19 protein-coding genes, 1 tRNA gene and 2 pseudogenes are annotated in these 22,637 nt (G+C 47.2%); 17 read left to right on the plus strand and 5 right to left on the minus strand.

What is annotated here, in order from left to right; translation table 11 throughout:
- Positions 1 to 351 precede the first annotated feature (351 nt).
- The 6 genes and pseudogenes from fdnG to selB form a co-directional block, all read left to right on the plus strand.
- The gene (fdnG, locus tag HUB64_RS10725; RefSeq protein WP_173496974.1) at positions 352 to 3,366 is read left to right on the plus strand and encodes a formate dehydrogenase-N subunit alpha; all 3,015 of its coding nucleotides are present in this window, start codon (positions 352 to 354) and stop codon (positions 3,364 to 3,366) included.
- A gap of 2 nt (positions 3,367 to 3,368) precedes the next feature.
- Positions 3,369 to 4,280 (plus strand): formate dehydrogenase subunit beta, encoded by a 912-nt coding sequence (fdxH, locus tag HUB64_RS10730; protein ID WP_275956790.1) that lies wholly within the window; start codon positions 3,369 to 3,371, stop codon positions 4,278 to 4,280.
- On the plus strand, positions 4,277 to 4,918 hold the full coding sequence (locus HUB64_RS10735) for a formate dehydrogenase subunit gamma (protein WP_105250947.1): 642 nt from the start codon (positions 4,277 to 4,279) through the stop codon (positions 4,916 to 4,918). Before fdxH ends, HUB64_RS10735 begins: the two co-directional genes overlap by 4 nt.
- Positions 4,918 to 5,823 (plus strand): formate dehydrogenase accessory protein FdhE, encoded by a 906-nt coding sequence (gene fdhE, locus HUB64_RS10740; protein ID WP_105250948.1) that lies wholly within the window; start codon positions 4,918 to 4,920, stop codon positions 5,821 to 5,823. The genes HUB64_RS10735 and fdhE overlap by 1 nt, the downstream gene beginning before the upstream one ends.
- Before the next feature lie 96 nt (positions 5,824 to 5,919).
- Positions 5,920 to 7,341, plus strand: coding sequence for an L-seryl-tRNA(Sec) selenium transferase (selA, locus tag HUB64_RS10745; protein WP_173496975.1), 1,422 nt, complete (start codon positions 5,920 to 5,922; stop codon positions 7,339 to 7,341).
- Positions 7,342 to 7,346: 5 nt separating this feature from the next.
- Positions 7,347 to 9,185: pseudogene (gene selB, locus HUB64_RS23390) on the plus strand (selenocysteine-specific translation elongation factor); the annotation flags it as partial.
- Positions 9,186 to 9,254: 69 nt separating this feature from the next.
- Here selB and HUB64_RS10755 read toward each other — a convergent pair.
- Positions 9,255 to 9,349 (minus strand) — tRNA-Sec (locus HUB64_RS10755).
- Positions 9,350 to 9,490: 141 nt separating this feature from the next.
- On the opposite strand from HUB64_RS10755, the gene fdhD reads away from it, so the two are divergent.
- The 5 genes from fdhD (at position 9,491) to HUB64_RS10780 (ending at position 13,178) form a co-directional block, all read left to right on the plus strand.
- Entirely contained in the window at positions 9,491 to 10,327 is an 837-nt protein-coding gene (gene fdhD / locus HUB64_RS10760; RefSeq protein ID WP_173496976.1) for a formate dehydrogenase accessory sulfurtransferase FdhD, read from the plus strand.
- Positions 10,328 to 10,437: 110 nt separating this feature from the next.
- Positions 10,438 to 11,652: a selenium metabolism membrane protein YedE/FdhT gene (gene yedE, locus HUB64_RS10765; RefSeq protein WP_107946195.1), complete on the plus strand. Its 1,215-nt coding sequence runs from the start codon at positions 10,438 to 10,440 to the stop codon at positions 11,650 to 11,652.
- Positions 11,652 to 11,885, plus strand: coding sequence for a sulfurtransferase-like selenium metabolism protein YedF (gene yedF / locus HUB64_RS10770; RefSeq protein ID WP_107946196.1), 234 nt, complete (start codon positions 11,652 to 11,654; stop codon positions 11,883 to 11,885). The genes yedE and yedF overlap by 1 nt, the downstream gene beginning before the upstream one ends.
- 10 nt (positions 11,886 to 11,895) lie before the next feature.
- Entirely contained in the window at positions 11,896 to 12,933 is a 1,038-nt protein-coding gene (locus HUB64_RS10775) for a YeeE/YedE family protein (protein ID WP_173496977.1), read from the plus strand.
- Between the two features lie 20 nt (positions 12,934 to 12,953).
- Positions 12,954 to 13,178, plus strand: coding sequence for a sulfurtransferase TusA family protein (locus HUB64_RS10780; protein WP_173496978.1), 225 nt, complete (start codon positions 12,954 to 12,956; stop codon positions 13,176 to 13,178).
- Positions 13,179 to 13,223: 45 nt separating this feature from the next.
- Here the strand turns inward: HUB64_RS10780 and HUB64_RS10785 are convergent, their stop codons facing one another.
- On the minus strand, positions 13,224 to 14,552 hold the full coding sequence (locus tag HUB64_RS10785; RefSeq protein WP_173496979.1) for a M48 family metallopeptidase: 1,329 nt from the start codon (positions 14,550 to 14,552) through the stop codon (positions 13,224 to 13,226).
- A gap of 452 nt (positions 14,553 to 15,004) precedes the next feature.
- Here HUB64_RS10785 and HUB64_RS10790 point away from each other — a divergent pair, with 452 nt between their 5' ends.
- The 4 genes and pseudogenes from HUB64_RS10790 to HUB64_RS10805 all read left to right on the plus strand — a co-directional run.
- Complete coding sequence (locus tag HUB64_RS10790; protein ID WP_173496980.1) at positions 15,005 to 15,643, plus strand: MliC family protein; 639 nt, start codon at positions 15,005 to 15,007, stop codon at positions 15,641 to 15,643.
- A gap of 18 nt (positions 15,644 to 15,661) precedes the next feature.
- The gene (locus HUB64_RS10795) at positions 15,662 to 16,084 is read left to right on the plus strand and encodes a VOC family protein (RefSeq protein ID WP_006083714.1); all 423 of its coding nucleotides are present in this window, start codon (positions 15,662 to 15,664) and stop codon (positions 16,082 to 16,084) included.
- A 484-nt stretch (positions 16,085 to 16,568) separates the two neighbouring features.
- Positions 16,569 to 17,867 carry a M23 family metallopeptidase gene (locus HUB64_RS10800; RefSeq protein WP_173496981.1) on the plus strand — a complete coding sequence of 433 codons (1,299 nt, stop codon included), beginning with the start codon at positions 16,569 to 16,571 and terminating at the stop codon, positions 17,865 to 17,867.
- Between the two features lie 126 nt (positions 17,868 to 17,993).
- Positions 17,994 to 18,185, plus strand: a pseudogene (locus HUB64_RS10805) (VOC family protein); the annotation flags it as partial.
- Here HUB64_RS10805 and HUB64_RS10810 read toward each other — a convergent pair.
- Together HUB64_RS10810 and HUB64_RS10815 are read right to left on the minus strand one after the other, a co-directional pair.
- On the minus strand, positions 18,168 to 19,163 hold the full coding sequence (locus tag HUB64_RS10810; protein WP_173496982.1) for a DUF481 domain-containing protein: 996 nt from the start codon (positions 19,161 to 19,163) through the stop codon (positions 18,168 to 18,170). The pseudogene HUB64_RS10805 and the gene HUB64_RS10810 overlap by 18 nt on opposite strands.
- 138 nt (positions 19,164 to 19,301) lie before the next feature.
- Positions 19,302 to 19,931 carry a DUF3157 family protein gene (locus HUB64_RS10815; RefSeq protein ID WP_173496983.1) on the minus strand — a complete coding sequence of 210 codons (630 nt, stop codon included), beginning with the start codon at positions 19,929 to 19,931 and terminating at the stop codon, positions 19,302 to 19,304.
- 215 nt (positions 19,932 to 20,146) lie between these two features.
- Here HUB64_RS10815 and HUB64_RS10820 point away from each other — a divergent pair, with 215 nt between their 5' ends.
- Positions 20,147 to 20,539, plus strand: coding sequence for a DUF1090 domain-containing protein (locus HUB64_RS10820; protein WP_105250960.1), 393 nt, complete (start codon positions 20,147 to 20,149; stop codon positions 20,537 to 20,539).
- A gap of 32 nt (positions 20,540 to 20,571) precedes the next feature.
- Here the strand turns inward: HUB64_RS10820 and HUB64_RS10825 are convergent, their stop codons facing one another.
- Positions 20,572 to 21,150, minus strand: coding sequence for an outer membrane protein (locus tag HUB64_RS10825; RefSeq protein WP_173496984.1), 579 nt, complete (start codon positions 21,148 to 21,150; stop codon positions 20,572 to 20,574).
- 209 nt (positions 21,151 to 21,359) lie between these two features.
- On the opposite strand from HUB64_RS10825, the gene HUB64_RS10830 reads away from it, so the two are divergent.
- A complete protein-coding gene (locus HUB64_RS10830) occupies positions 21,360 to 22,625 on the plus strand; it encodes a mechanosensitive ion channel family protein (protein ID WP_105250962.1) in 1,266 nt (421 codons plus the stop codon).
- Positions 22,626 to 22,637 lie beyond the last annotated feature (12 nt).

The raw sequence follows: 22,637 nt of genomic DNA on the forward strand, positions 1-22,637 counted from the left end.
CATATTTGAATGCATATAATCATTTTTAATAACCATAACTCTATGGTGTGGGACAATATGGGGTTGTCATGTTGGACAAATTGTCTTTTGCGGTTTATTGGTTTTTAATTCCTATTTTTGTGCTTTTATAATTGATAAATGGTCTTTTATACTTTTTTGTTAATGTTTTTTGGGGTTAAGTTCTGTGGTTGTTTATTTGAGATCTTGATCTCATGTCATTATTTGTTATCTATTTCTTCTTTGGGGATAATCTTAAATTAAGTGTGGTCTTTAGTAGGACTCACTCAATCGGTTGCCATTTTTACCACAGCAACCACTAAACTCATAACGACAAGAGTGTGAGAGGACGCAATGAACAGACGCCAGTTTTTTAGACTGTGTGCTGCCGGAGCTGCCACCTCAGCAATTTCAGCGTTGGGATTGATGTCCGAAAAGGCCTATGCGGCCGTTCGAGAATTCAAACTCATTAGCGCGAAAGAAACCCGCAATAACTGCTGCTATTGCTCAGTGGGTTGCGGATTGCTGATGTACAGCAAAGGAAGTAACGGCAAAAACGCCGAACAAAGTATTTTCCATATCGAAGGGGATGCAGACCATCCAGTTAACCGCGGGGCCTTGTGTCCTAAGGGTGCTGGTCTAGTGGATTATGTGAACAGCCCTAATCGTCTTAAATATCCTGAGTACCGTGCGCCAGGCAGTAATGAATGGACTCGTATCAGCTGGACTGAAGCTTACCAACGCATCGCCCGTCTGATGAAGAATGACCGTGATGCTAACTTGATTGAAAAGAATTCTGCTGGGATGACGGTTAACCGTTGGCTTAGCACTGGGATGATGACCTCGTCGGCGATGCCGAATGAAGGCGGCTATATCACCCAGAAATTTGCACGGGCACTGGGCCTAGTTGCAATCGATACTATTGCGCGTAACTGACACTCTCCAACGGTAGCAAGTCTTGCTCCGACATTTGGACGTGGTGCCATGACCAACCACTGGATCGATATTAAAAACTCTAATTTGATCATTATTATGGGCGGTAATGCTGCAGAGGCTCACCCTGTCGGATTCGGCTGGGTTACAGAAGCTATGCAACATAACAACGCTAAACTTTTGGTGGTCGATCCTCGCTTCACCCGTAGCGCCGCTGTGGCCGATTACTATGCGCCGATCCGCTCGGGCACAGATATCGCCTTCCTGCTCGGGGTGATCCGCTATCTTATTGAAACCAAACAAGTGAACTACGACTATGTTAAGGCTTATACCAATGCCAGTTACATAGTGCGCGAAGACTTCTCTTTTAGTGAAGGTCTGTTCAGTGGTTTCGATGAAGAAACAGATAGCTACAATAAAGAGTCTTGGTACTACGAGTTAGACGAACAGGGTTACGCGAAAATCGATCCTAGCTTCGAACATCCACGCTGTGTGTGGAACTTAATGAAGCAACATGTAGAACGCTATGACTTTGAAACAGTAAGCAATATTACCGGTACGCCGATTGCGGACTATGAGATCGTTTGCCAACAAATTGGTAGCACTCATACCCACGATAGAGCCGCGACCTTTATGTATGCCTTAGGTTGGACTCACCACAGTAAAGGGGCGCAGAACATTCGCTCTATGGCCATGGTGCAGTTGCTGCTGGGTAACATTGGGGTGTTGGGCGGTGGTGTTAACGCTCTGCGCGGACATTCGAACGTGCAAGGCGCGACCGATATGGGTTTATTGTGTCAAAGCTTGCCCGGTTACCTCAAGTTGCCGAACGAAAAAGACATTAATCTTAAAACCTATCTCCACAACTATACCCCTGTCGCTCTGCGTCCGGGTCAAACCAACTATTGGCAAAATTACCCTAAATTCTTTGTTTCACAAATGAAGAGCTTTTGGGGCGATAACGCTACGGTTGAAAATGACTTTGGTTATGACTGGTTGCCGAAATGGGACAAGCAGTACGACTTTACTAAACACTTAGATATGGCTTTCCACGGCGAAGTGAATGGCTACATTATCCAAGGTGTTAACGCCATTAACTCTATGCCAAACCGTAATAAGGTACTCAAAGCCTTGAGTAATCTTAAATACATGGTGGTGTTGGATGCCTTGGCAACGGAAACTGCAACCTTCTGGCAAAATGCCGATGGCTTCAATGAAGTCAATCCCGCTGAAATCATGACGGAAGTGTTCCGTTTACCTACGACGTGTTTTGCCGAGGAAGAAGGTTCCATCGTCAACTCCGGCCGTTGGATGCAGTGGCATTGGAAGGGAGCTAACCCGCCGGGTGAGGCCAAGCCAGATGCTGAGATTCTCTCTGGCGTCTTAATGGCAATGCGTGAACTGTACAAACAAGAGGGCGGTAAGCTGCCTGAGCCAGTACACGCGATGAGTTGGAATTACCACAATCCTCACTCACCGCACGCTGAAGAAATCGCTCGCGAGCTTAACGGTAAGGATCTCGTGACTCAACGTCAGCTCAGTAGTTTTGCTGAACTGAAAGCTGATGGTAGTACCGCCAGCGCCTGTTGGATTTATGCGGGTTCTTGGACCGAAGAAGGCAACTTGATGGCTCGCCGTGACAACCATGATCCTTCCGGTAAAGGTGTTACTCCGGGTTGGGCATTTGCTTGGCCAGCAAACCGTCGTGTGCTGTATAACCGCGCTTCTTGCGATATCAACGGCAAACCTTGGGATCCAAAACGCACTATCGTCGAGTGGGTTGACGGTAAGTGGCACGGTATCGATGTGGGCGACTTCAATATGAAGTTAACACCACAGGAATCCGCTGGCCCCTTCATCATGCAACCCGAAGGTGTGGGTCGTTTCTTCGCCCTTAAATTATTGGCCGAAGGTCCGTTCCCTGAGCACTACGAGCCGATGGAGTCGCCTATTGGGTTGAACCCGTTACACAAGGTCACCAGTAACCCTGCGGTACGTATGTTACCGGGTGTGAAGGAAACCTTAGGTTCCCATAAGGACTTCCCTTATGTGGCAACTACTTACTGTGTAACTGAACACTTTAACTTCTGGTCTACACATGCTCGTTTAGCTGCGATTTCTATGCCTGAAACCTTCGTCGAAATCGATGAAATGTTAGCGGCAGAAAAAGGTATCGCCAATGGGGATTGGGTCACTGTCAGCTCTAAACGCGGCAGCATTGAAACCAAAGCCTTAGTGACTAAACGGCTACAGCCGTTAAAGGTAAATGGCCAGTTAGTCCATACCGTCGGGTTACCCCGTCACGGCAGCCATAATGCACTCACTCGTAAGAGTTACTCCTGTAACGTACTCACCACGGAAGTGGGGGATGCAAATACACAGGTGCCTGAGTTCAAAGCATTTTTGGTTAACATCACTAAAGCGGAGGGGATCTGATTATGGCATCACAAGACATTATCCGCCGCTCCGGTACTTCAGCGGTGACGCCTGCGGCAAAGGGGCGTAATTCGTCAGAAAAGGTCGCCAAGCTGTTCGACGCCACTAAGTGTAATGGCTGTAAAGCCTGCCAAGTGGCGTGTTCTGAGTGGAATGATTTACGGGAAGAGGTGGGCACCTTCCAAGGCAGTTACCAAAACCCTATGTCGCTATCGGGCCAATGTTGGACCCTGATGGAGTTCCATGAGGTGATGGAAAGCAACAAGCTGCGTTGGCAATTTACCCACTCGGCCTGTATGCACTGTGCTGACCCTGCCTGCTTAACGGCCTGTTCGACCTCGGGCGCGATTATCCAGCACGCCAATGGTGTGGTGGACTTCGATTCGGACAAATGTATCGGCTGCGGTTATTGCGCCAGTGCTTGTCCCTTTGATGTGCCCAAAATCGATCCTAAGGATAACAAGGCCTACAAGTGCACTATGTGCTCTGACCGTTTGGCTGTGGGATTGGAACCTTCCTGCGTTAAGTCCTGTACCACAGGGGCGCTGCGTTTTGGCACCCGTGAGGACATGTTGTTCTACTCGCAAAAACGGGTCGAAGAACTGAAGGAAAAGGGCTTTGCTAAGGCAGGACTTTATAACCCTGAGGGCGTAGGTGGTACGGGTATGATGATGATATTGCACGATATCGATCAGCCCGAAAGCTACAACATGCCTGATAACCCGCAGATCCCACTGTCACTCACTCTGTGGCAGGACTGGGTCAAACCTTTAGGCACTATGGGCATTCTTGCCACTGCCGCCGTCGCTTGTCTGCATAAGATCACCGTCGGTCGCAACATAGTCGAAGAAGACCAACCGGGTTATCAACCGCCAGAGGAAGAGGCTAAGCAGGAAGAGGGGGCCGACAAATGAGCAAGCATGATAAGCAAGAAATGATAGTGCGTCACAAGCTGTTCGATCGCATCTGTCATTGGTTCATTGTGGCGGTTGGCCTAGTGACATTTCTCACTGGCTTTTCCTTCTTCTATCCGTCGTTTCAATGGCTGGGGGCGATAGCGGGCACCCCGCAATTGGCGAAGTTTATTCATCCCATTGCGGGCTTGATGATGTGCTTACCTTTGATGTTGATGTTGGTGCGTTACTACAAACACAACAAATGGGAAAAGCACGACCTCGCTTGGATGCTCGCCATTAAGGATGTGATGTTCGAGAACGAGGAGAAAATCCCGCCTATCGGCCATTACAACCCTGGGCAAAAGGTATTGTTTCGCGCCTTCGTGCTGACATCTATCACTTTAACGGTGACGGGAATCATCATGTGGCAGCCTTACTTTGCGCCCTATTTCTCAGCCACTGTGGTGGGTTGGGCCATTCTGTTGCACGCCATTTGTGCGCTCATCATGTTGATTTTTGTGATGGTACATTTTTGGATGGCGACATGGGTGGAAGGGTCGGTTAAGGGCATGCTTTACGGCAAAGTATCTAAGGCTTGGTGCCGCAAACATCACCCTGTGATGTTGGATGAACATTCGGACGTGGAGAAACATTAATGAGTCATACAGCCGAGATACCTCTGGCCCAAGGCAGCGAATCGCCGCTGGAACTTAAACCGTTAAAAGCGGCAGATCCCCAAGCTGTGTATCACAGAAGGGCGCAGCGTTTGCTGTCATTGGCCAAGGACTCGCCGCTGGCTGATTACTTTGAGCTATGTCGCCGTTTGGTTTCTATACAGGCCAGGTTAGCGCAGGAGGCTGACTTCGGTAAGCTTCTCGCTTGGGGGGAAGATGAGGCGACTCCGCTTTCCCTGTTGGGCTCAGAGGCCGATAGCTATTGGCAGGGACTGCTACAGCAACTGTTAAGTGATTTGTTGCCGCAGGTGGATGAATCCATAGCTCGGGTAGTGCGTTTGCTGATGCAGCAATCGCCCGAGCAACTGAGTTCGTGGGGGCGTTCACTACGCCAAGGGCATGTCAGTGAAGTGCCTGCCCGTTTTAGTTTATTCATCTGGGCGGCGATGGGCGTTTATTGGTCACATTGGGCACCTATGGTCATCAAGCGGATGGATCCGTGCAAGGTGGCGCAGCAGAGTATGTGTCCCGTGTGTGGATGTCATCCAGTGGCGAGTGTGATTGTCGATCAGCCTCGAGCTGGTTTGCGCTACTTGCATTGCAGTCTGTGCGAGAGCGAATGGCATTACATTCGTGCCCATTGCACCAGTTGCGGTCAGGACAAAGAGATGACGATTTGGTCACTAGATGATGCCAAGGCTCAAGTGCGGATCGAAAGCTGCGATGAATGTCATGGCTATACCAAGATGATGTTCGTCGAAAACTCGCCGTCTATGGATGTGGCGGCAGACGATCTCGCAACCTTGATGTTAGACAGTGAGCTAAATGCTAAGGGCTTTGGTGCAACAACACTGAACCCACTGCTACTGGCCCACGAAACCACGTAAGCCACATAGCTTAAACAAATGCGGGAGGGAGTCGGGTTGCTGATCCCTTCCTGCTTTTTATAAACCAATGGCAATAATATAAACAAAATGACACAGATGATGACCCAAGCACCTGAAACACTACAAGTTCTGTACCGAGCTTTGCCTTCAATGGATAGCCTACTTGCAGAGCCTAGTTTTGTGGTATTGCAGCAGTCCTACGGCAAAGCGGCAGTAAAGGCCGCACTGGATACCCAGTTAAAGGCGGCGCGCAGCTTAATCGGCCGCGAGCACTGTTTGCCGACATGGTGTGGCGAGCTTGCGCAATTGCACAGATGTTTGGTTGATCAACTGTCTAACGATTACAGCCACAGCTTAAAACCCGTGTGGAATCTCACTGGCACCATATTGCATACCAACCTTGGCCGAGCGCAACAGTCAGAAGCGGCAATTCGAGCCGTGACTTCTGTTATGCGCTATCCCACACCGCTGGAGTTTGAGCTTGCGGCAGGTGAACGTGGTCACAGGGATAATGCAATCAGTGCTTTGATCCAGCGCTTAACGGGTGCCGAGGCTTGTTGTGTTGTGAATAACAATGCCGCAGCGGTGTTGTTGATGCTGTCAGCGGTGGCTGCGGGGAAAGAAGTCATAGTCTCCCGTGGTGAGTTGGTGGAAATTGGCGGCGCGTTTCGCATCCCTGACATTATGCGCCAAGCGGGCTGCACCTTAGTCGAGGTCGGCAGCACCAATCGGACTCACCTTAAGGATTATGAGCAGGCCATTACTGAAAATACCGCTGCGATAATGAAGGTCCACACCAGTAATTATCATATTAGTGGTTTTACTGCCGCAGTGGAGGAGGCAAGGCTGGGTCAGTTATGCCGTGAGCGTGGCATATCACTCATTTCAGATCTTGGTAGTGGATCACTGACGGATCTGCGCCGCTTTGGTCTAAAGCAAGAACCTACGCCCCAAGCCATGCTAGCCGATGGGGTCGATTTAGTGAGTTTTTCCGGCGATAAACTATTGGGTGGCCCTCAGTCTGGTTTGATCGTTGGCAAACAGTCGCTGATTAAGCAGTTACAGAGTCATCCACTAAAGCGCGCCCTGCGTTGCGATAAGCTGATCTTGGCGGCGTTAGAAGCGACATTGATCCACTATCTTAACCCTGAAACCTTAGACATTGAGCTGCCTATTATGGCGAAATTTGCCCGTAGCCAAGAGACGTTATGGCAGATTGGTCGTCGCTTACAGCAAGCTTTGGTTCCACATTTTGAACCTTGTTATCGCATTGAGTTAGTCGAGTGCCAAACACAAGTCGGCAGTGGCTCACAGCCCGATACTTTTTTACCCTCAGTGGCGTTGTGTTTTACCGCACTCAATGGTGGTAGTTTAAGTTTGTTAGAACAACAATTTAAGCAGGTGGCACGGCCTATCATAGGTCGCATGAGTCAGGACCAACTCAGATTAGATCTGCGCGGTCTTGATAGTGAAGCCGAACTCCTCGCCGAGTTGAGCACTTTAGGTGTGCAGTTGTGATCATTGTGACTGCGGGTCATGTCGATCATGGCAAGAGTACGCTTATTCGCGCTTTGACTGGGATGAATACCGATCGTCTGCCGGAGGAAAAACGCCGCGGTATGACGATCGATCTTGGCTATGCATTTATGCCACTTCGAGATGGTTCGCGCCTTGCTTTTATTGATGTGCCCGGCCACGAAAAATTTATCAACAACATGCTGGTGGGCGTGAGTCATGCTCGACACGCCCTGTTGGTGATGGCCTGTGACGATGGCGTAATGCCGCAAACCCGTGAGCATCTGCAAATTCTTGCGCTCTTACCTTTGCACAGTTTGACCTTAGTGCTAACTAAGCGGGATTTAGTTGATAGTGGCACGGCGGCACAGCTTGTCGCCGATGGACTCACTTTGCTGGCCGAGTATGGCATTGAGGCCAGTGGTGTTTTTGAAGTGTCGGCGAATGGAACCGCCGACTTAGCATCCAATGGCGTGGCGGCGCTGAAGACGCATATTCTTGATTTAGGTGAGCAAGAGTCAAAGCGAGCGGAGGATGCCAGCAGCTTTAGGATGACGCTCGATCGCGCCTTTAGTGTGAAAGGTGCGGGTTGTGTCGTGACTGGCACAGTGATCAGCGGTAGCGTATGTGTGGGGGATAGTCTTTTTAGCTCAGGGCAAAAGGCTAAACTCAGAGTGCGAGGCATACATTGTCAGGGACAAGAAGCCCAAAGGGCTGTCACGGGTACACGCGTAGCACTCAATTTAACGGGTGTCGATAACCATAGGGAGCCAGAGCGTGGCGATTGGCTGAGCAGTTTGCCTCAAGCAGAGCTCTGTAGTCGCCCTGTAGTGCACATTCGAGCCTTCGATTTTTTAGGCAGTGAGTCATTGATGCATTGGCAAAATGTCCATTGTCACCATGGCGCCGATCATACTTTAGGTCGAGTTTCCCTGTTAAATGAAGCTGATGAAGAAGGCTTCTGTCTGGCTGAGTTGGTACTCGAAAAGCCACTACTCCTATGCCAGAACGATCGAATTGTCCTGCGACACATTGGGGGTAAACAGACTTTAGGTGCGGGGCGAGTGTTGGCGCTGAAAGTCCCTAATCGTAAGAAACGTACGCCTGAACGAGTCGCGAGATTACTGCAATTAGCGCGCTTGGATAATCCTGCCCATGTGGTGGCTTTACTCGGCCAAACTCAGGCGCTAGAGCTTGATGAAATCGCGTGGCGTTGGCAATTAACCGACGAAGGGCTGGCAATGCTGTTAGCCCAAGCGGGTTTAGTTCGTTTTGGGGCATTTGCTATAGCGACAAGTTTACTTGAGCAAGAAAAACAACAGTTTATTACTTTACTTAACGAGTTCCATCAACAGCATCCTGACCAACTTGGGCTTGGGCGTAATCGCTTGCAGCGAATGAGCCATAGCGCTTTGCCGCCCGAATTAGCCAATAAAGTGCTCGACACGCTTTGCCAAGAAGGTCGCATGGTGTTGCGTGGTGCCTTGTTGCAGCTCGCTGAACACAAAATAGTACTAGATGCTGAGGCTCAGTATTGTTGGCAGGCGCTTGCGCCTTGGCTTGCCGAGCAAACCGCCCCCGTGTGGGTCACCGAAATGGGCGAATACCTTGCGCTAGAACCTGCCAAATTAAGGTTGCTGTGTTTCCAGCTGGTGCAGCAGGGGTTTATTACTGCTGTGGTGAAGGACAGATATTTGCTTAGCGAACAAATCTGTTACTACGCCAGCTTAGTGCGTACTCATATTGCAGAACACGGCAAGCTCGAAACGGCAGAATTTAAAGACATGGTTGGGCTTGGGCGTAAGGTGAGTATTCAACTGCTTGAGTTCTTTGACAGAAGTGGTTTTACCCGTAGGAAGTATCGCAGTAATAGCCGAGAAGTTCGGGATGCCGAGTTGTTTTTTTCCCATGAGAATTGGCGGAAGAACATAGGAGTCGAACCTACCCAGGACTGCTGGCAGCCCTACCCGGATTTGAAATCCGGACGCCTCACCGGAGACGACGTTCTTCCAATAGAAGACTTAGGGATAGTAGAAAATGCGTAAGGATGATTCAAGGCGATTCTTATTTAGTTTATGGGTTTGTGATACAAGTCTTAAATTGTCATCAAACTAATTGTTTTTATTTGGTTTTATAGTTTTAAAGGGGCGCTATGGAATATCATTCACATGAAGTGGTGACAGAAAGAAACGTAGTCTTGTTAGAACATGGGCACGCATCTGAGCTGACAGACTACTTAGCTAATGAAGTGCGGGTCGCACTGGTCTATAACGGCATAGCGCATACCGTGATGTTGGCGAGCCCTCAAGATTTAGAAGTCTTCGCTATTGGTTTTACGTTATCTGAACGTATCGTTTCCCATATCAATGATATCAAAGGGGTGGAGCTCGAGTTCACCAGTGAAGGCGTGTTGATCCAAGTGGAAATCAACCAACGATGCTTTATGGAACTCAAGCAGCAAAGGCGCAATATGGCAGGACGCACAGGTTGTGGATTGTGCGGTGTTGCCCAGCTCGAAGAGGCCGTCAAGCCTGTGATGCGGGTGGACTCAGATGCCAGATTCGATATCGAACACTTACAGGTCGCACTTGGGCAAATTAAAGATAATCAACAACATTTTAAGCTGACGGGCGCCACTCATGCGGCCATGGGGCTTAACCATCAAGGACAGATCATCGCCGCCTATGAGGATATAGGCAGGCATATCGCACTAGACAAGCTAATTGGCGCCTTTTCTGCTCACAATGTGGAACGTCCAGTGGCCGTATTGCTCACCAGTCGCGCGAGTTTTGAGATGGTGCAAAAGGCCGCTAGTGCCAATATCCAAATTCTGTTTGCTATGTCCGCCGTGACTTCACTGGCGTTGGAATTAGCAGAGAAAAGCAATATCACGCTTATCGGTTTTTGCCGTAATGGCAGGGCAACGCTTTACACCCACGGTTATCGCCTGTTGGGGCAGCAGTGTGTCAGCTTAGCTAAAGCCATTTAAGCGTGAGGCCACTTGTGATTGAAGTTGTCGAACGACTTCAATCACTCTGGCACACAGGTTATAAGCGCATTGCGCTTATTTTTTATAGTCTCGTTCATTAGGGTAATGACATGACATGGCAACAATTTAAACAAGAATATTTAGTCCGTTTTTGGGCGCCTATGCCAGCGGTTATCGCTGCGGGTATCCTTTCTACTTACTATTTTGGTTTGACCGGAACCTTCTGGGCCGTTACTGGGGAATTCACTCGTTGGGGTGGTCATTTACTGCAGTTTTTAGGTGCAGAACCAGAAACTTGGGGTTATTTCAAAGTGATAGGTCTGCAGGGCTCTCCTCTAGATCGTATCGACGGCATGATGATTATCGGTATGTTTGGCGGTTGTATTGCTGCTGCGCTTTGGGCCAATAACGTCAAACTGCGTATGCCACAGAGCCGTATCCGTATTGCTCAGGCACTGATCGGCGGCATTATTGCTGGCTTTGGTGCCCGTTTAGCTATGGGTTGTAACCTTGCCGCCTTCTTCACGGGTATTCCGCAGTTCTCTTTACATGCTTGGTTCTTTGCTTTGGCGACGGCGGCAGGTTCTTACTTTGGTGCAAGATTTACCTTACTGCCGATGTTCCGTATTCCGATAAAACTGAAAAAGGTAAATAAAGCGACTTCAATCAAGCAGGACGAAAACCAAGCTAGACGTCGTTTCCGCATCGGTATGTTGGTGTTTGTAGGCATCGTCGGTTGGGGGTTGTTGACTATGTTCAATGCGCCAAAACTCGGCATTGCTATGCTCTGTGGTGTTGGTTTTGGTTTATTAATCGAACGGGCCCAAATCTGCTTTACCTCAGCGTTCCGCGATATGTGGATCACTGGTCGTACTCACATGGCGAAGGCGATTATCTTAGGCATGGCGGTCAGTGCGATAGGTATTTACAGCTATGTGCAACTGGGTGTGCCACCTAAGATCATGTGGGCTGGCCCTAATGCGGTGATCGGCGGCTTACTGTTTGGTTTTGGTATTGTACTGGCTGGTGGTTGTGAAACGGGTTGGATGTATCGTGCAGTCGAAGGCCAAGTGCATTTCTGGTGGGTGGGCTTAGGTAACGTGTTGGGTTCAACCTTACTGGCGTATTACTGGGATGATATCGCTCAGCCATTAGCAACGAACTGGGACAAAGTTAATTTACTGACCAGCTTTGGCGATAAAGGCGGATTATTGCTTACCTATGTGCTGCTGGGGCTCTCCTTTGGCGCTATGTTGCTGTGGGAAAAACGTTTCTTTGCTCGTAAGGCGAAGCGGGATGAACAATTGCTAGCGGAGGCGGCGTAATGGCTCAATATATTCCAGATTATCAACTCGATATGGTGGGTGAACCTTGCCCTTATCCCGCAGTGGCTACTCTTGAGGCTATGCCAAAGTTAAAGCCCGGTGAAATTCTCGAGGTGATTAGTGACTGCCCGCAGTCTATTAACAACATTCCCCTCGATGCTAAAAATCATGGTTATAAAGTGCTGGAAATTGAGCAGAATGGTCCGACTATTCGTTATCTGATCCAGCGTTGAGGATAGGACTATGTTGACTATTCTCAGTGGCTTAGGTATTGGCTTAGCCATGGGATTTGTGATGCAAAGGGGTAGATTTTGTATGGCGGGCGGGCTTCGCGATACCTATCTGCAACGAGACTTTACCATGGTGATCGCTATTTTGATTGCCATCAGCATCCAAAGTCTAGGGCTGTTCCTGTTTTACGAATGGGGTTGGGTTAAATTGCCAGAAGGGCATTTCCCTTGGTTGGCAACCTTAGTCGGTGGTGTATTGTTTGGTGTGGGTATGGCTGCAGCGGGAAGCTGCTCCACTGGCGCCTATTACCGCGCTGCCGAAGGGTTGGCTGCCAGTGTGATGGCCGTTCTCGGTTTTATTGCTGCCAGTAAATTAGTGCGTCTCGATGAGTTGAAAGGTCTACTTAAACCTTTTAAACAGCATCAACTTGAGGACCAAACGCTCTATCAAACTCTGGGCGTTTCCCCTTGGGTGATCGTGCTTGTCCTCGTATTACTCACATTGTGGTTGGCATTGGGTTATCTCAAACGCCGCAAACGTCGGGTTGCACTGATGGCACCCCGTAAAACGGGTTTAGCTCATTGGTTGTTTGAAGCGCGCTGGCATCCCTTTGTAAGTGCTTTGCTGATTGGTTTACTGGCGCTACTTGCATGGCCTGCAAGTCTTGAAAGTGGCCGTGTAGGCAGTGTTGGGATCAGTGGCCCGAGTGCGCAGTTATGGGATCTTGTCACCACAGGTAACACTAAGTTCTTTAGTTGGCCTGGATATTTTCTCTTGGGATTATTTGTAGGTGCCTTTATCGCTGCCCGGGGCAGTGCTGAGCAGCGCTGGCGCTACCCAGGTCATAAAGTAGTGTTATTTGGGTTTGTTGGTGGCCTGTTGATGGGCGTGGGGAGCGGGCTTGCCGGAGGTTGCATGCTTGGTAATGCGCTCGTTGGCACGGCTTACTTGTCGTGGCAAGGCTGGCTATTTATCCCTGCTATTTTATTTGGCAGTTGGTGTTTTAACTATTTTGCGCTACTGAGGCCAATGCGTCTTGCGCAGATTTAACGTTTATAAAGGAGCTGTATATGGAACAGTATCTCGACACAACGGGTAAGCTATGCCCTTTTCCTTTAATTGAGTTACAACGCTTAATTGCGAGTCTTGAGGCTGGCGATAAAGTGGTACTGGATTACGATTGTGGCCAAGCAACTGAGAATATTCCCCGCTGGGCGGCTGAAGCTGGGCATGAGGTGACCCACTTTGCCCAGAAGGGCGATGCTGCTTGGACTATGACGATTCAAAAAGGCTAACTCGTCCTCAACTAAAAAGCGCTGCATTTGCAGCGCTTTTTGATCTTAGCCTTGGCAATCTACTGGCAGATATTCATCCGGAATACCGTTGCTGCTGCAAACCCAAGTGATATTATTTTGCTCATCAACTTGAGGCGATAGATAGACTTCATAGCCTTGATAATCCCCGAGTGCTTCGCTTCCTATAAAACCGACTATGCCATCTGTGTACAGATTAAATGTCGCAATCTGCTCGTCCGTGAGTCCAAGCACATCCAATTCGGTTGGCCAAGCTTTGTTGGTTTGATAGTAGCCGACTAAGATGTCAGTGATCGGTGCCAGTGCTTGATGTTGCTGGTCGATACTGGCAATGGCCTGTGCCGCATCGGGTACATTCAATGCTGCTGGTGTGGCTTCGGTCGTGGTTGGTGCCTCATAACTCGTGGCGGCACCCATCTTCTCTTGATAGTCCTTATACGCTGGCAACGCGACAGCTGCAGCAATACCAATAATCGCAGCGAAGATTATCAATCCACCGCCCGCTGTGCCTAAACGTGGCATAAAGAAGCTGAGTACATAGGCCCATGCACTGCGTGATGGCGGTGCATATTCCACTCCTTGTGCTTTGGCTTGGACTCTCGCCATGCGCTTGGTCAACCAAGGATAGCTGCCATTAAGCTCGTGCAGCGACATCCAAAAACCACTCGACTCACTGGCTTGGCGGATATATTGATCCACATTCATACGTTTCCATTGCTCGACACCAGCGGCTAACACAGCAACGGCATTTGTGGCTGAACGTAAGCTGTTGCAGCAACGTAATCCGTGGAGATCGCAGGTATATTCACAGGCGCGAGAATAAGCCGCACCGACTAAAGGTAACCAAGTGGCGAAGACTAAGAAGGGCGCTTTACCTATATGATTGCGGCGAATATGGCCTAACTCGTGGCCGATATAGAAGTTGAGCGCATCTTTATCTGACTCAAGCGCATCCACAATCGATGAAAATAGCACTATATAGTTGCGACCGAGGAAGCGTGTCGCCAGTGCGTTTAACATACCATCGGCGGCCAATAAGTAAGCGCGTGGTGGCTCGCGCATTTCTAAACGTTCGCAACACGCTAAATATTGTTTATGTAATTCAGGAAATTGCTCTGCATTGATTTCGACAGCCGTGCCTTTTAAGTAGCTGATAAAGGCGGAGTGGCTAAAGAGATAAATAATGAAAAACATCAACACATAGAGCAGCGCCATGCCAAAAGTGCCTATGATCAATGCCGCCCAGACGATCCCAGAAATAATAGCTAACAGAGTGAACAGCGATTTTTCCTTCGAATAGACAATATCTGTCATTTGAATGGGATTCTCGTTCCCTGCGGTAATAACTTGTTCCATGTTGATCCTTTTCCTTGTGAAGAGACAAACGGCGTGAAAGTAGTCAATTTTACTCGAAAATTCAACCACTATCGCATGCAAAGCAAAAAATTAACCGTTTTGTCATTCAGTTTAATCAGCTATGCGCAAATTGGAGTAGGTCGATTTCATCAGGATTTTGTGGTTTTTTAGCGCTAGAGAGTCCGATTATGCAGGCGGACACAGGTTGGTAAGTGGCTCTTAGTCTCTGGGCATTTTCCTCGCAGCGCACTAGAATTAGGTGTTTTCGCAGCATATCGGCTGAGGGTTAAGTCTTAAGTTAGAACCGAGATAAAAGTAAATCACATCACTATGAGTGCACTTTAAGGCATGGTTCTTCAAGGCATAGTGCTTTGAGTCAGGCTCGGTTAAGCCTATATAGGGTTAGCTATGGCAAGCGTTGAAACAAACCACAGAAATACAAAGGAATTGAGATGGCTAAGTTAACAAATAAGATGATAAGTAATCGATTGGGTTTCAAATGGTACTGTGCCGCAGGTGTGATGGTTAGCGCGTTAAGTGCGGGAACAATGGCGGCTAATGCACCTTCTTTTGACTGCACGAAAGTGAATGCTGGCAGTATTGAAGACATGGTCTGTAAGGATGAGGGGTTGAACCAACTTGATAATCAGTTAGCTAAGGTTTATAGCCAAGCGCTTGAAAAAGCGAAGAATGAACAACCTCCTACTTTAAAGGCGATGCAACGTGGTTGGGTGAAAGGCCGTAATGAATGCTGGAAGAGCGACGATAAGCACGCGTGTATTGAATCTAGTTATCAAACCCGCATTGCCGAACTGCAGGCACAATATCGTTTAGTAGAAATGACTGGCCCAGTGTTTTATGCCTGTGACGGCAATCCAGCTAACGAAGTAGTGGTGACTTATTTTAAAACCGAACCTGCCACCCTGATTGCTGAACATGGTGATAGTACTTCATTAATGTTTGTGCAACCCAGCGGCAGCGGCGCTAAGTATCAAGGCCGCAATGAAAGCCTATGGGAACATCAAGGCGAAGCGAAAGTGGTTTGGGGCTACGAAGCACCAGAAATGACCTGTAAACTGGTGACCAAATAGGATTGATTTAAGGTTGCCATGAAACAAGCTCTCGTGCATATCGCCTTAGTCGTAAGAGATTACGACGAGGCGATTGATTTTTATGTGAATAAATTAAAATTCGAATTAGTCGAAGACACTTATCAAGCCGAGCAAGATAAGCGCTGGGTCGTTGTTGCCCCACCGGGTTCTAAGGGCGCTTCTATCTTGTTAGCGCGGGCGTCTAAACCTGAGCAGTTCGATTTTATCGGTAATCAGGCGGGTGGTCGGGTGTTTTTATTTTTAAATACCGATGACTTTTGGCGTGATTATCGCCGTATGGTCGCCGATGGCGTGGAGTTTGCGCGTGAGCCGCAAGAACAAGACTATGGCACAGTCGCTGTGTTTAAAGATCTCTACGGTAACTTATGGGATTTACTGCAATTGAACCCGAATCATGTCATGGCTAAGCGAATGAGTTAAGATTCAGTATTTCGTATGAATTACCGCGCAAGCTATTTAATGGGGTCAAACACTGGGAATACTCTTTGTGTTTGACCTCTGTTAAGTTCGTTTAAAATTCTCAGTTATTGATCATTTTTATTGGGAATTCACTGTAAATTTCAATTTATTCTTGTGGAACGGATAGATTTTATAATGGATCGGCCAATGCCATTATGTTTTTATTCAAAATTAAATATCTATCGAATAAATTATTCTTTGGTTTTTATAATTACCAATTCACTTTTTTCGTACTTTAGTATTTAACTCACATTTAAATTAATGAGCGTCAGTTTTTGTTGACAGTTTTATACGTCACTTATTTGCATAGGCGATTATTGTCACTTAGCTTCTTTAATGTTCTCTAGCGATAAAAATTTAGTCGTGAATATCATTACGTCTAAAGCAAGCTGGCATTTGAAAATAATATTTAATCTGAGTGACTTACTAAAGGAATCTGATAAGTATGAATTTTTTTAAAATACGTTGCACGGCATTATGGATAGGCCGCGCGTTAAGTGTCTCCGCGATAATAGCGTTACCATCGTTCGCATCTGATATGCCAACCAGTCAGTATCATATTGATGCAGAAGAAATGAAAATGGTAGATATGCCTAGTGTGTTACTGCCATTTAATAATCGGATGTTTTTATATGGCGTAGATGCATCGCAGTTTGATTTAGCTGACTTTATTTACGTCAATGTTCCTGATTTAATCGATAAAGAAGAGGCGATTACGCATTGGGCTGGATATTATAGTATTAACCCCAAAGTCATACTGACTTTGATGGAAATGCAATCTCAGTTAATTTCGTCTCCGACAGCTGAAGCGCTTAACCGACCTTTGGGAACATTATCGGATAAACAGGGTTTTGAGGAACAACTCCAAGATGTATTGGCTCAGCTATCACAACGTTTTTATGCCTATGAAGAGTCTCAATTAAAAGGCCTATACCCGCCAAGTACCGACGCAGTTAACGCATCGAGTTTCGCATTATTGGCTTTGTTAAACGGTCGTAGGATAGAGCAACAGCAAGATGCCGTTATGACGGGTGAGCACGCTTTGGGATTGGACCCATTCATTGAGCAGTTTAGATTATTATTTGGCAATACTGACCGTGAGTTGTTAATGAGTTCAGTTGCTAAAAATCCGCTTGTAGCTGATTCAACTCAGTCGATGCAACAAGTCGTCCCATTGGCGAATATTACCGCGAGTAGTCTGCCACCCAGTAACATGTTGCAAATGCCTTGGCGACAGGGATATTCATGGCAATCCAATGGTGCTCATTCGCATACTGGGTCTGGCTATCCGCTATCATCAATCGATGTATCCTACGATTGGCCACAATGGGGAAGTCCGACGTATTCGGTTGCTTCCGCACATGATGGGACTGTCAATGTGTTGTCTCGCTGCCAAGTACGGGTGACCAATGCTAACGGTTGGGCGACTAACTATTATCATATGGATCAAATTACAGTGCGTAATGGTCAATATGTAAACCAAAATACCGTGATGGGCATTTATGCAAATAATAAAAATGCAGCCTTGTGTGAAGGTGGGAGTTCAACTGGGCCCCATTTGCATTTTTCTTTATTAAAGGATGGCCGTCATGTGTCGTTGCAAGATGTACATTTGGGGCAATATAGAATCAACATTGGTAGTTACAACTATGACAATAACTGTAGTCGTTTCAATCTGTTTGATGTAAGTAACAATCGTACAATGTGCGCTTGGGCGCCGCTGTATAATGCAGGAAGTCTCTAATCCATGATAGAAAGCCCCTCAATCGAGGGGCTGATATAATGCGAGGAAACCGTTGATCGATAAGCTAGCTAGACCCTCAAATTATTTGGATATCCCCTTACTTTATTTCTTGAATACCGATGACTTTGGCGTGATTATCGCCGTATGGTCGCCGATGGCGTGGAGTTTGCGCGCGAGCCGCAAGAACAAGACTATGGCACAGTCGCTGTGTTTAAAGATCTCTACGGTAACTTATGGGATTTACTGCAATTGAATGATGAACATCCTATGGCTCACAGGTTAGCGTATCGGGAATCAGGATTAGAAGTTAACCCCTAATCCTAAGGTGTAGCTGGTATCTCTCGTATTGCCTATCACTGTTTTAGTGTCATTGAAGTCATATTTAAATGACAAATAAATCCGCTGAGTTAGCAGATATTTAAGTCCTACTGTCGAGTTTGAGATGTAATCAATCGAAGGCATATCTGGGAAGGCAATTTGCAGATCGGCATAGGACTCTAAAATGCCACCAAACCAATATTGTTTATAGTTAAGTGAGGCTGCCCAAGCATTTAGTTCTAGTTTAAAGGACTGTTGTTCAAGCCAAAAATGGTTGTAGGTTACGACGAAGTCTAATTTATCGCGCCCAGCACCCCAAAAGCGATAACCAGGACCGAGCGCTGCATAATAGCTATGGCTATCGATGCCGAGTTTATCTTCTTCATAAAAATCTTCCTGACGTAACAGCCAATGCTCATTGAGCAGATAGTCTAATGAATAATGTCCTTCGAGGGTGTTGCGCTTAGTCACGTCATCTTCGGTTTCGTAGCGCACTTCGGTCTTGATATTATGTCGCCATTGCAAGGTTTCCGCTGTGATATCGCCTTTGATATGTAGCTTCTGACTATTTTTCTTGTTTTTGGTGACATCAAGTGTGGTTTCTACACTACCGTTAAAATTCCAATCTGAGTTTGCATAGTGCTGCGAGAATCTCAACTCACTCACGGGAGTGTGCTGGTTATTAATTAATACCATGCCATGTTCATTAGAGGCTTGAATACTTATGTCCTGTATGGAACGACTGACACTCCAAGGTCTAGTATCTGTGACTTCGAGGCTGAGAATGGCACTGCGTTGAATGGTAATTTTAGGGGTATAACTGGTGTTGATGATGAGATTTTGATCGTTAAACTCTTTAATTTCACCGCTAATTTTATCGCCATTGAGCAAAAAAACTGTGTCGGCATAACACAAGGGGCTGACACTACAGAGCGTAGCAACAAGGTACAATGCTGGATTGGATATCAGATTATGCATCTTGCTCGTGGGCTCAAAATAAAGGGAGAGTAAGTGTTGTCATTCTACTCGAACACAGGCTCTACAAAGCAATAACATTTGATAAAAGTGTTGATAAGGGATTGAAAACGGGTTCGCAATCCCTTACTTCTTTGCCAGTTAGCGTGAGTTAATTTCGGTTATTTTGAGGTTAATGAGCTGCTTCTGCCATTGGGATTTATCTATGCCTTCGACCCAAATGACGCTGCTTTTACGCTGTTCGCCTTTGCGTAGATAGGTCTCAGGCATGCGGAAAATGGCTTCCCACACTTCGAGTTTTTCGGTTTTGAGCAAAGTACCATTATCGGCGAAGAAGCTAGCTTCAACTTCAACTAAGGTAACGTGTTCATTGCTGGTGCTGGCGAGATCGAAGCTGAGTCCGAGTTTGTCGCCTTTCCATTGACCTTCAGCAAAGCTGACTTTGATCCCATCTTTTGCCGTTGAGCCTAATAGCTCAGGTTGGGTAATCGCAGTGGCGGTCAATGTGGTGACTGGCGCAGCAACAGTTTGAGTGGTAACTGCGGTACTTAGGACACTGGCAACATTGCTCGATGCACTTGCTACGGCTGCAGCGGCTAGGGCATTGGGCGCGGCTTTGGTTTCTGTGATCACGTATTCCCAGGTAAAGTCGTCTTTGAGTCTGACTTGGGCGCCATTTTCTAGGGTGATATTGGCTACGTCGGCCGCCATAACCGATGATGTTAGCAATAACAATGAGCTAAGTGCGCTAAGGCGTAATGAAGTGTGCATTAATTTTCTGGCTCCGATATCCGTCTGAGTCAATATTCTGCCCTAACATAAACAATTTGCCGCATGTTAGTCATTGTCTAAGTCGTGTTTTGATGAATAAAGTGGATTAATGGCGAGATTTTAACGCTAGTACAGATTGAGCTAGCTGACTGTGGCACTATTAGATAGGTGTACATGAGCGGTATGCTCAATGAATAAAGTAACAGGAGATTAAGATGCAGATGAAACATGGAATTTATGGCTTAGTGATTGGATTGGCATTTAGCACTGTCACTTTGGCTGCTGAAGCACCGAAAGTGGGCTGCGCGGCGAAATTAGATGCTATTAGTGCCGAACTTGCCCAAGCAAAAGCGGCAGGTAATAAGCATAAAGTCGCGGGACTTGAAAAGGCCTATGACGAAGTTTCAACCCATTGCGACGATGATAGCTTATACGCCGAGCGAGTCGCTAAAGTTGAGGCCTTAGAGGAAAAACTCACCGAGCGCCAAAACGAATTGGCCAAAGCCATAGAAGAAGGTCGTTCTATGGATAAAATCAACAAGAAACGCAATAAAGTCGCCGAAGTCGAGGCTGATCTTGCTAAGGCGCGAGCCGAGCTAACGCAATAAATAGTTCAAGCTCAAGCCCAATCGCTAGGAGCTTAGCCCGCGTAACCTATGCTTAAAATAGTGGATTCTGTGCTGGAGTTATAACCGGCACTCAGTATGAAGTGCTCAGTGATTCGATATCTTAGCCCAGCTTCTGCGCCCCAACGGGTCGTTTTATCTTCTTCCCATGTGGGTTTGCCATCGACAATTTTGGGTGAAATGTTATTCGTGTAAGACACTGTGCTGATATAGCCGCTGCCTCCGGCATAAAAGCTTAAATCTGCCGTTAAGCTGTAGCTTAAGCCTAAGCGGAAGAGGCTTTCTTGGCGATAGGACTGCGCGGGTTCTGGCACGATAATATCGGTTTCACGACTGCGGGCATAGCCTAGGTAATAACCCCATTGTTGGTAATTATTATCGAAATGATAGGGGGCGATTGTAATGCCATAGAGATTATCTGTGGCGGGAATATAATCGAGCATGAGAGCGATATAAGGTGCATTGGCAGTTTCGTCTGATTTATCTGGCCTAACTAATTGCTTAGAAGTGCTATATTCGGCCGCTTGAAGCGGTTGGCATAGGCTCAGGAGTCCAAAGCTAAGACAGGCTAGCGTATATGAATGACGACTCATGGGATGGTTTCCTTAGGGGTAGGGGAAATATTGTTCATTTTCCTGTGTGCGGGGTCAATTCAAAATGCTAAAATCTCTTTTAAAATAAGTATTTGTAAATATTTTGTGTTTTGATTTGAGTGTTTTCTAGGGTGACATTTAACCGAGGTCAACTCGGCAGTTACCTTTGTATGGGTTTGTTGCGCTAGCACCTACGTTGGAGTGAAATTGTGGATCAGGAAATAAGGCTCGAAATTTCGGCATGGTTAGCGGGCTTTGGGATTGATAGCCAACCCTCTGATGGAATATCGACCACAGTTATGGTTATTGCTTGCTTACTGTTAGCGAGCATCGCTTATTTTATTGTCCGACGCGTGGTGATTCGTGCGGTGAATATGGTGATCCTGCGCTCTAAGGCGACGTGGGACGATGTATTCATGCGTTATAAGGTACTTGAAAAGCTGGCCATGCTTGTGCCCGCTATCGTACTTAATCTATTGGTGCCAATCGCGCTGACTGAGCATCCACTGCTAAGCGGGCTAGTCGACCGATTACTGAGTATTTGGTTAGTGGTGCTGATTATCCGCGCTATGTATGCAGGTATGGATGCGGTTGATGAAATTTCAGATGTGAATCTGGTGAGTCGGCGCTTGCCTGTTAAGAGTTTCGTACAGTTAACTAAGCTATTTTTATTCTTTGTTGGGATTATCGTTTCTATCTCAATCTTGGCCGATCAATCACCTGTGTACTTCCTCAGCGGCTTAGGTGTGGCAACGGGTTTTGTGATGTTAGTGTTCCGCGACACTATCTTAGGTTTTGTGGCGGGCATTCAGTTAGCGGCTAACCGTATGGTGAGTAAAGGCGACTGGATCCAGATGGATAAATACGGCGCCGACGGTGCGGTAGAAGAAGTCTCGCTGACCACAGTGAAAGTGCGTAACTGGGACAAAACCATCACTATGATCCCTGCTTATGCCTTAGTGTCGGATGCGTTTCGCAACTGGCGGGGTATGTCTGAGTCGGGCGGTCGCAGGATCAAACGCGCGATTAATATCGATATTAACAGCATAAAGTTTTTGACCGAGGAAGAGCGCGAACGTCTCAGTAAGATCAATTGCTTAAAAGAATATTTCCCCGCAAAAATAAACGAAATTCGTGAGTCGAATGCCAGAGTGTCGGATCTCGATATGAAAGTGAACGGCCGCCATTTGACTAACGTTGGCACCTTCCGCGCTTACCTGCAGGAATACCTACAGCGTCACGATAAGGTGCACAAGGATATGACCCTAATGGTGCGGCAGCTCGCGCCAACCACAGAGGGTCTACCGATCGAGATTTATATCTTCACTAACGACACTCGCTGGGCATTTTATGAAGCGATACAAGCGGATATCTTCGACCATGTTTTTGCAATATTGCCTGAGTTTGGTCTGCAGGCGTTCCAAGCGCCTACCGGCAATGATATTCGCAGTTTAAAGTCGGTTAAGGTCGACTAGTTTGATGACTGT

It is taken from the genome of Shewanella sp. ISTPL2 (genome assembly GCF_013283205.1).
GTDB classification, from domain to species: domain Bacteria; phylum Pseudomonadota; class Gammaproteobacteria; order Enterobacterales; family Shewanellaceae; genus Shewanella; species Shewanella oncorhynchi.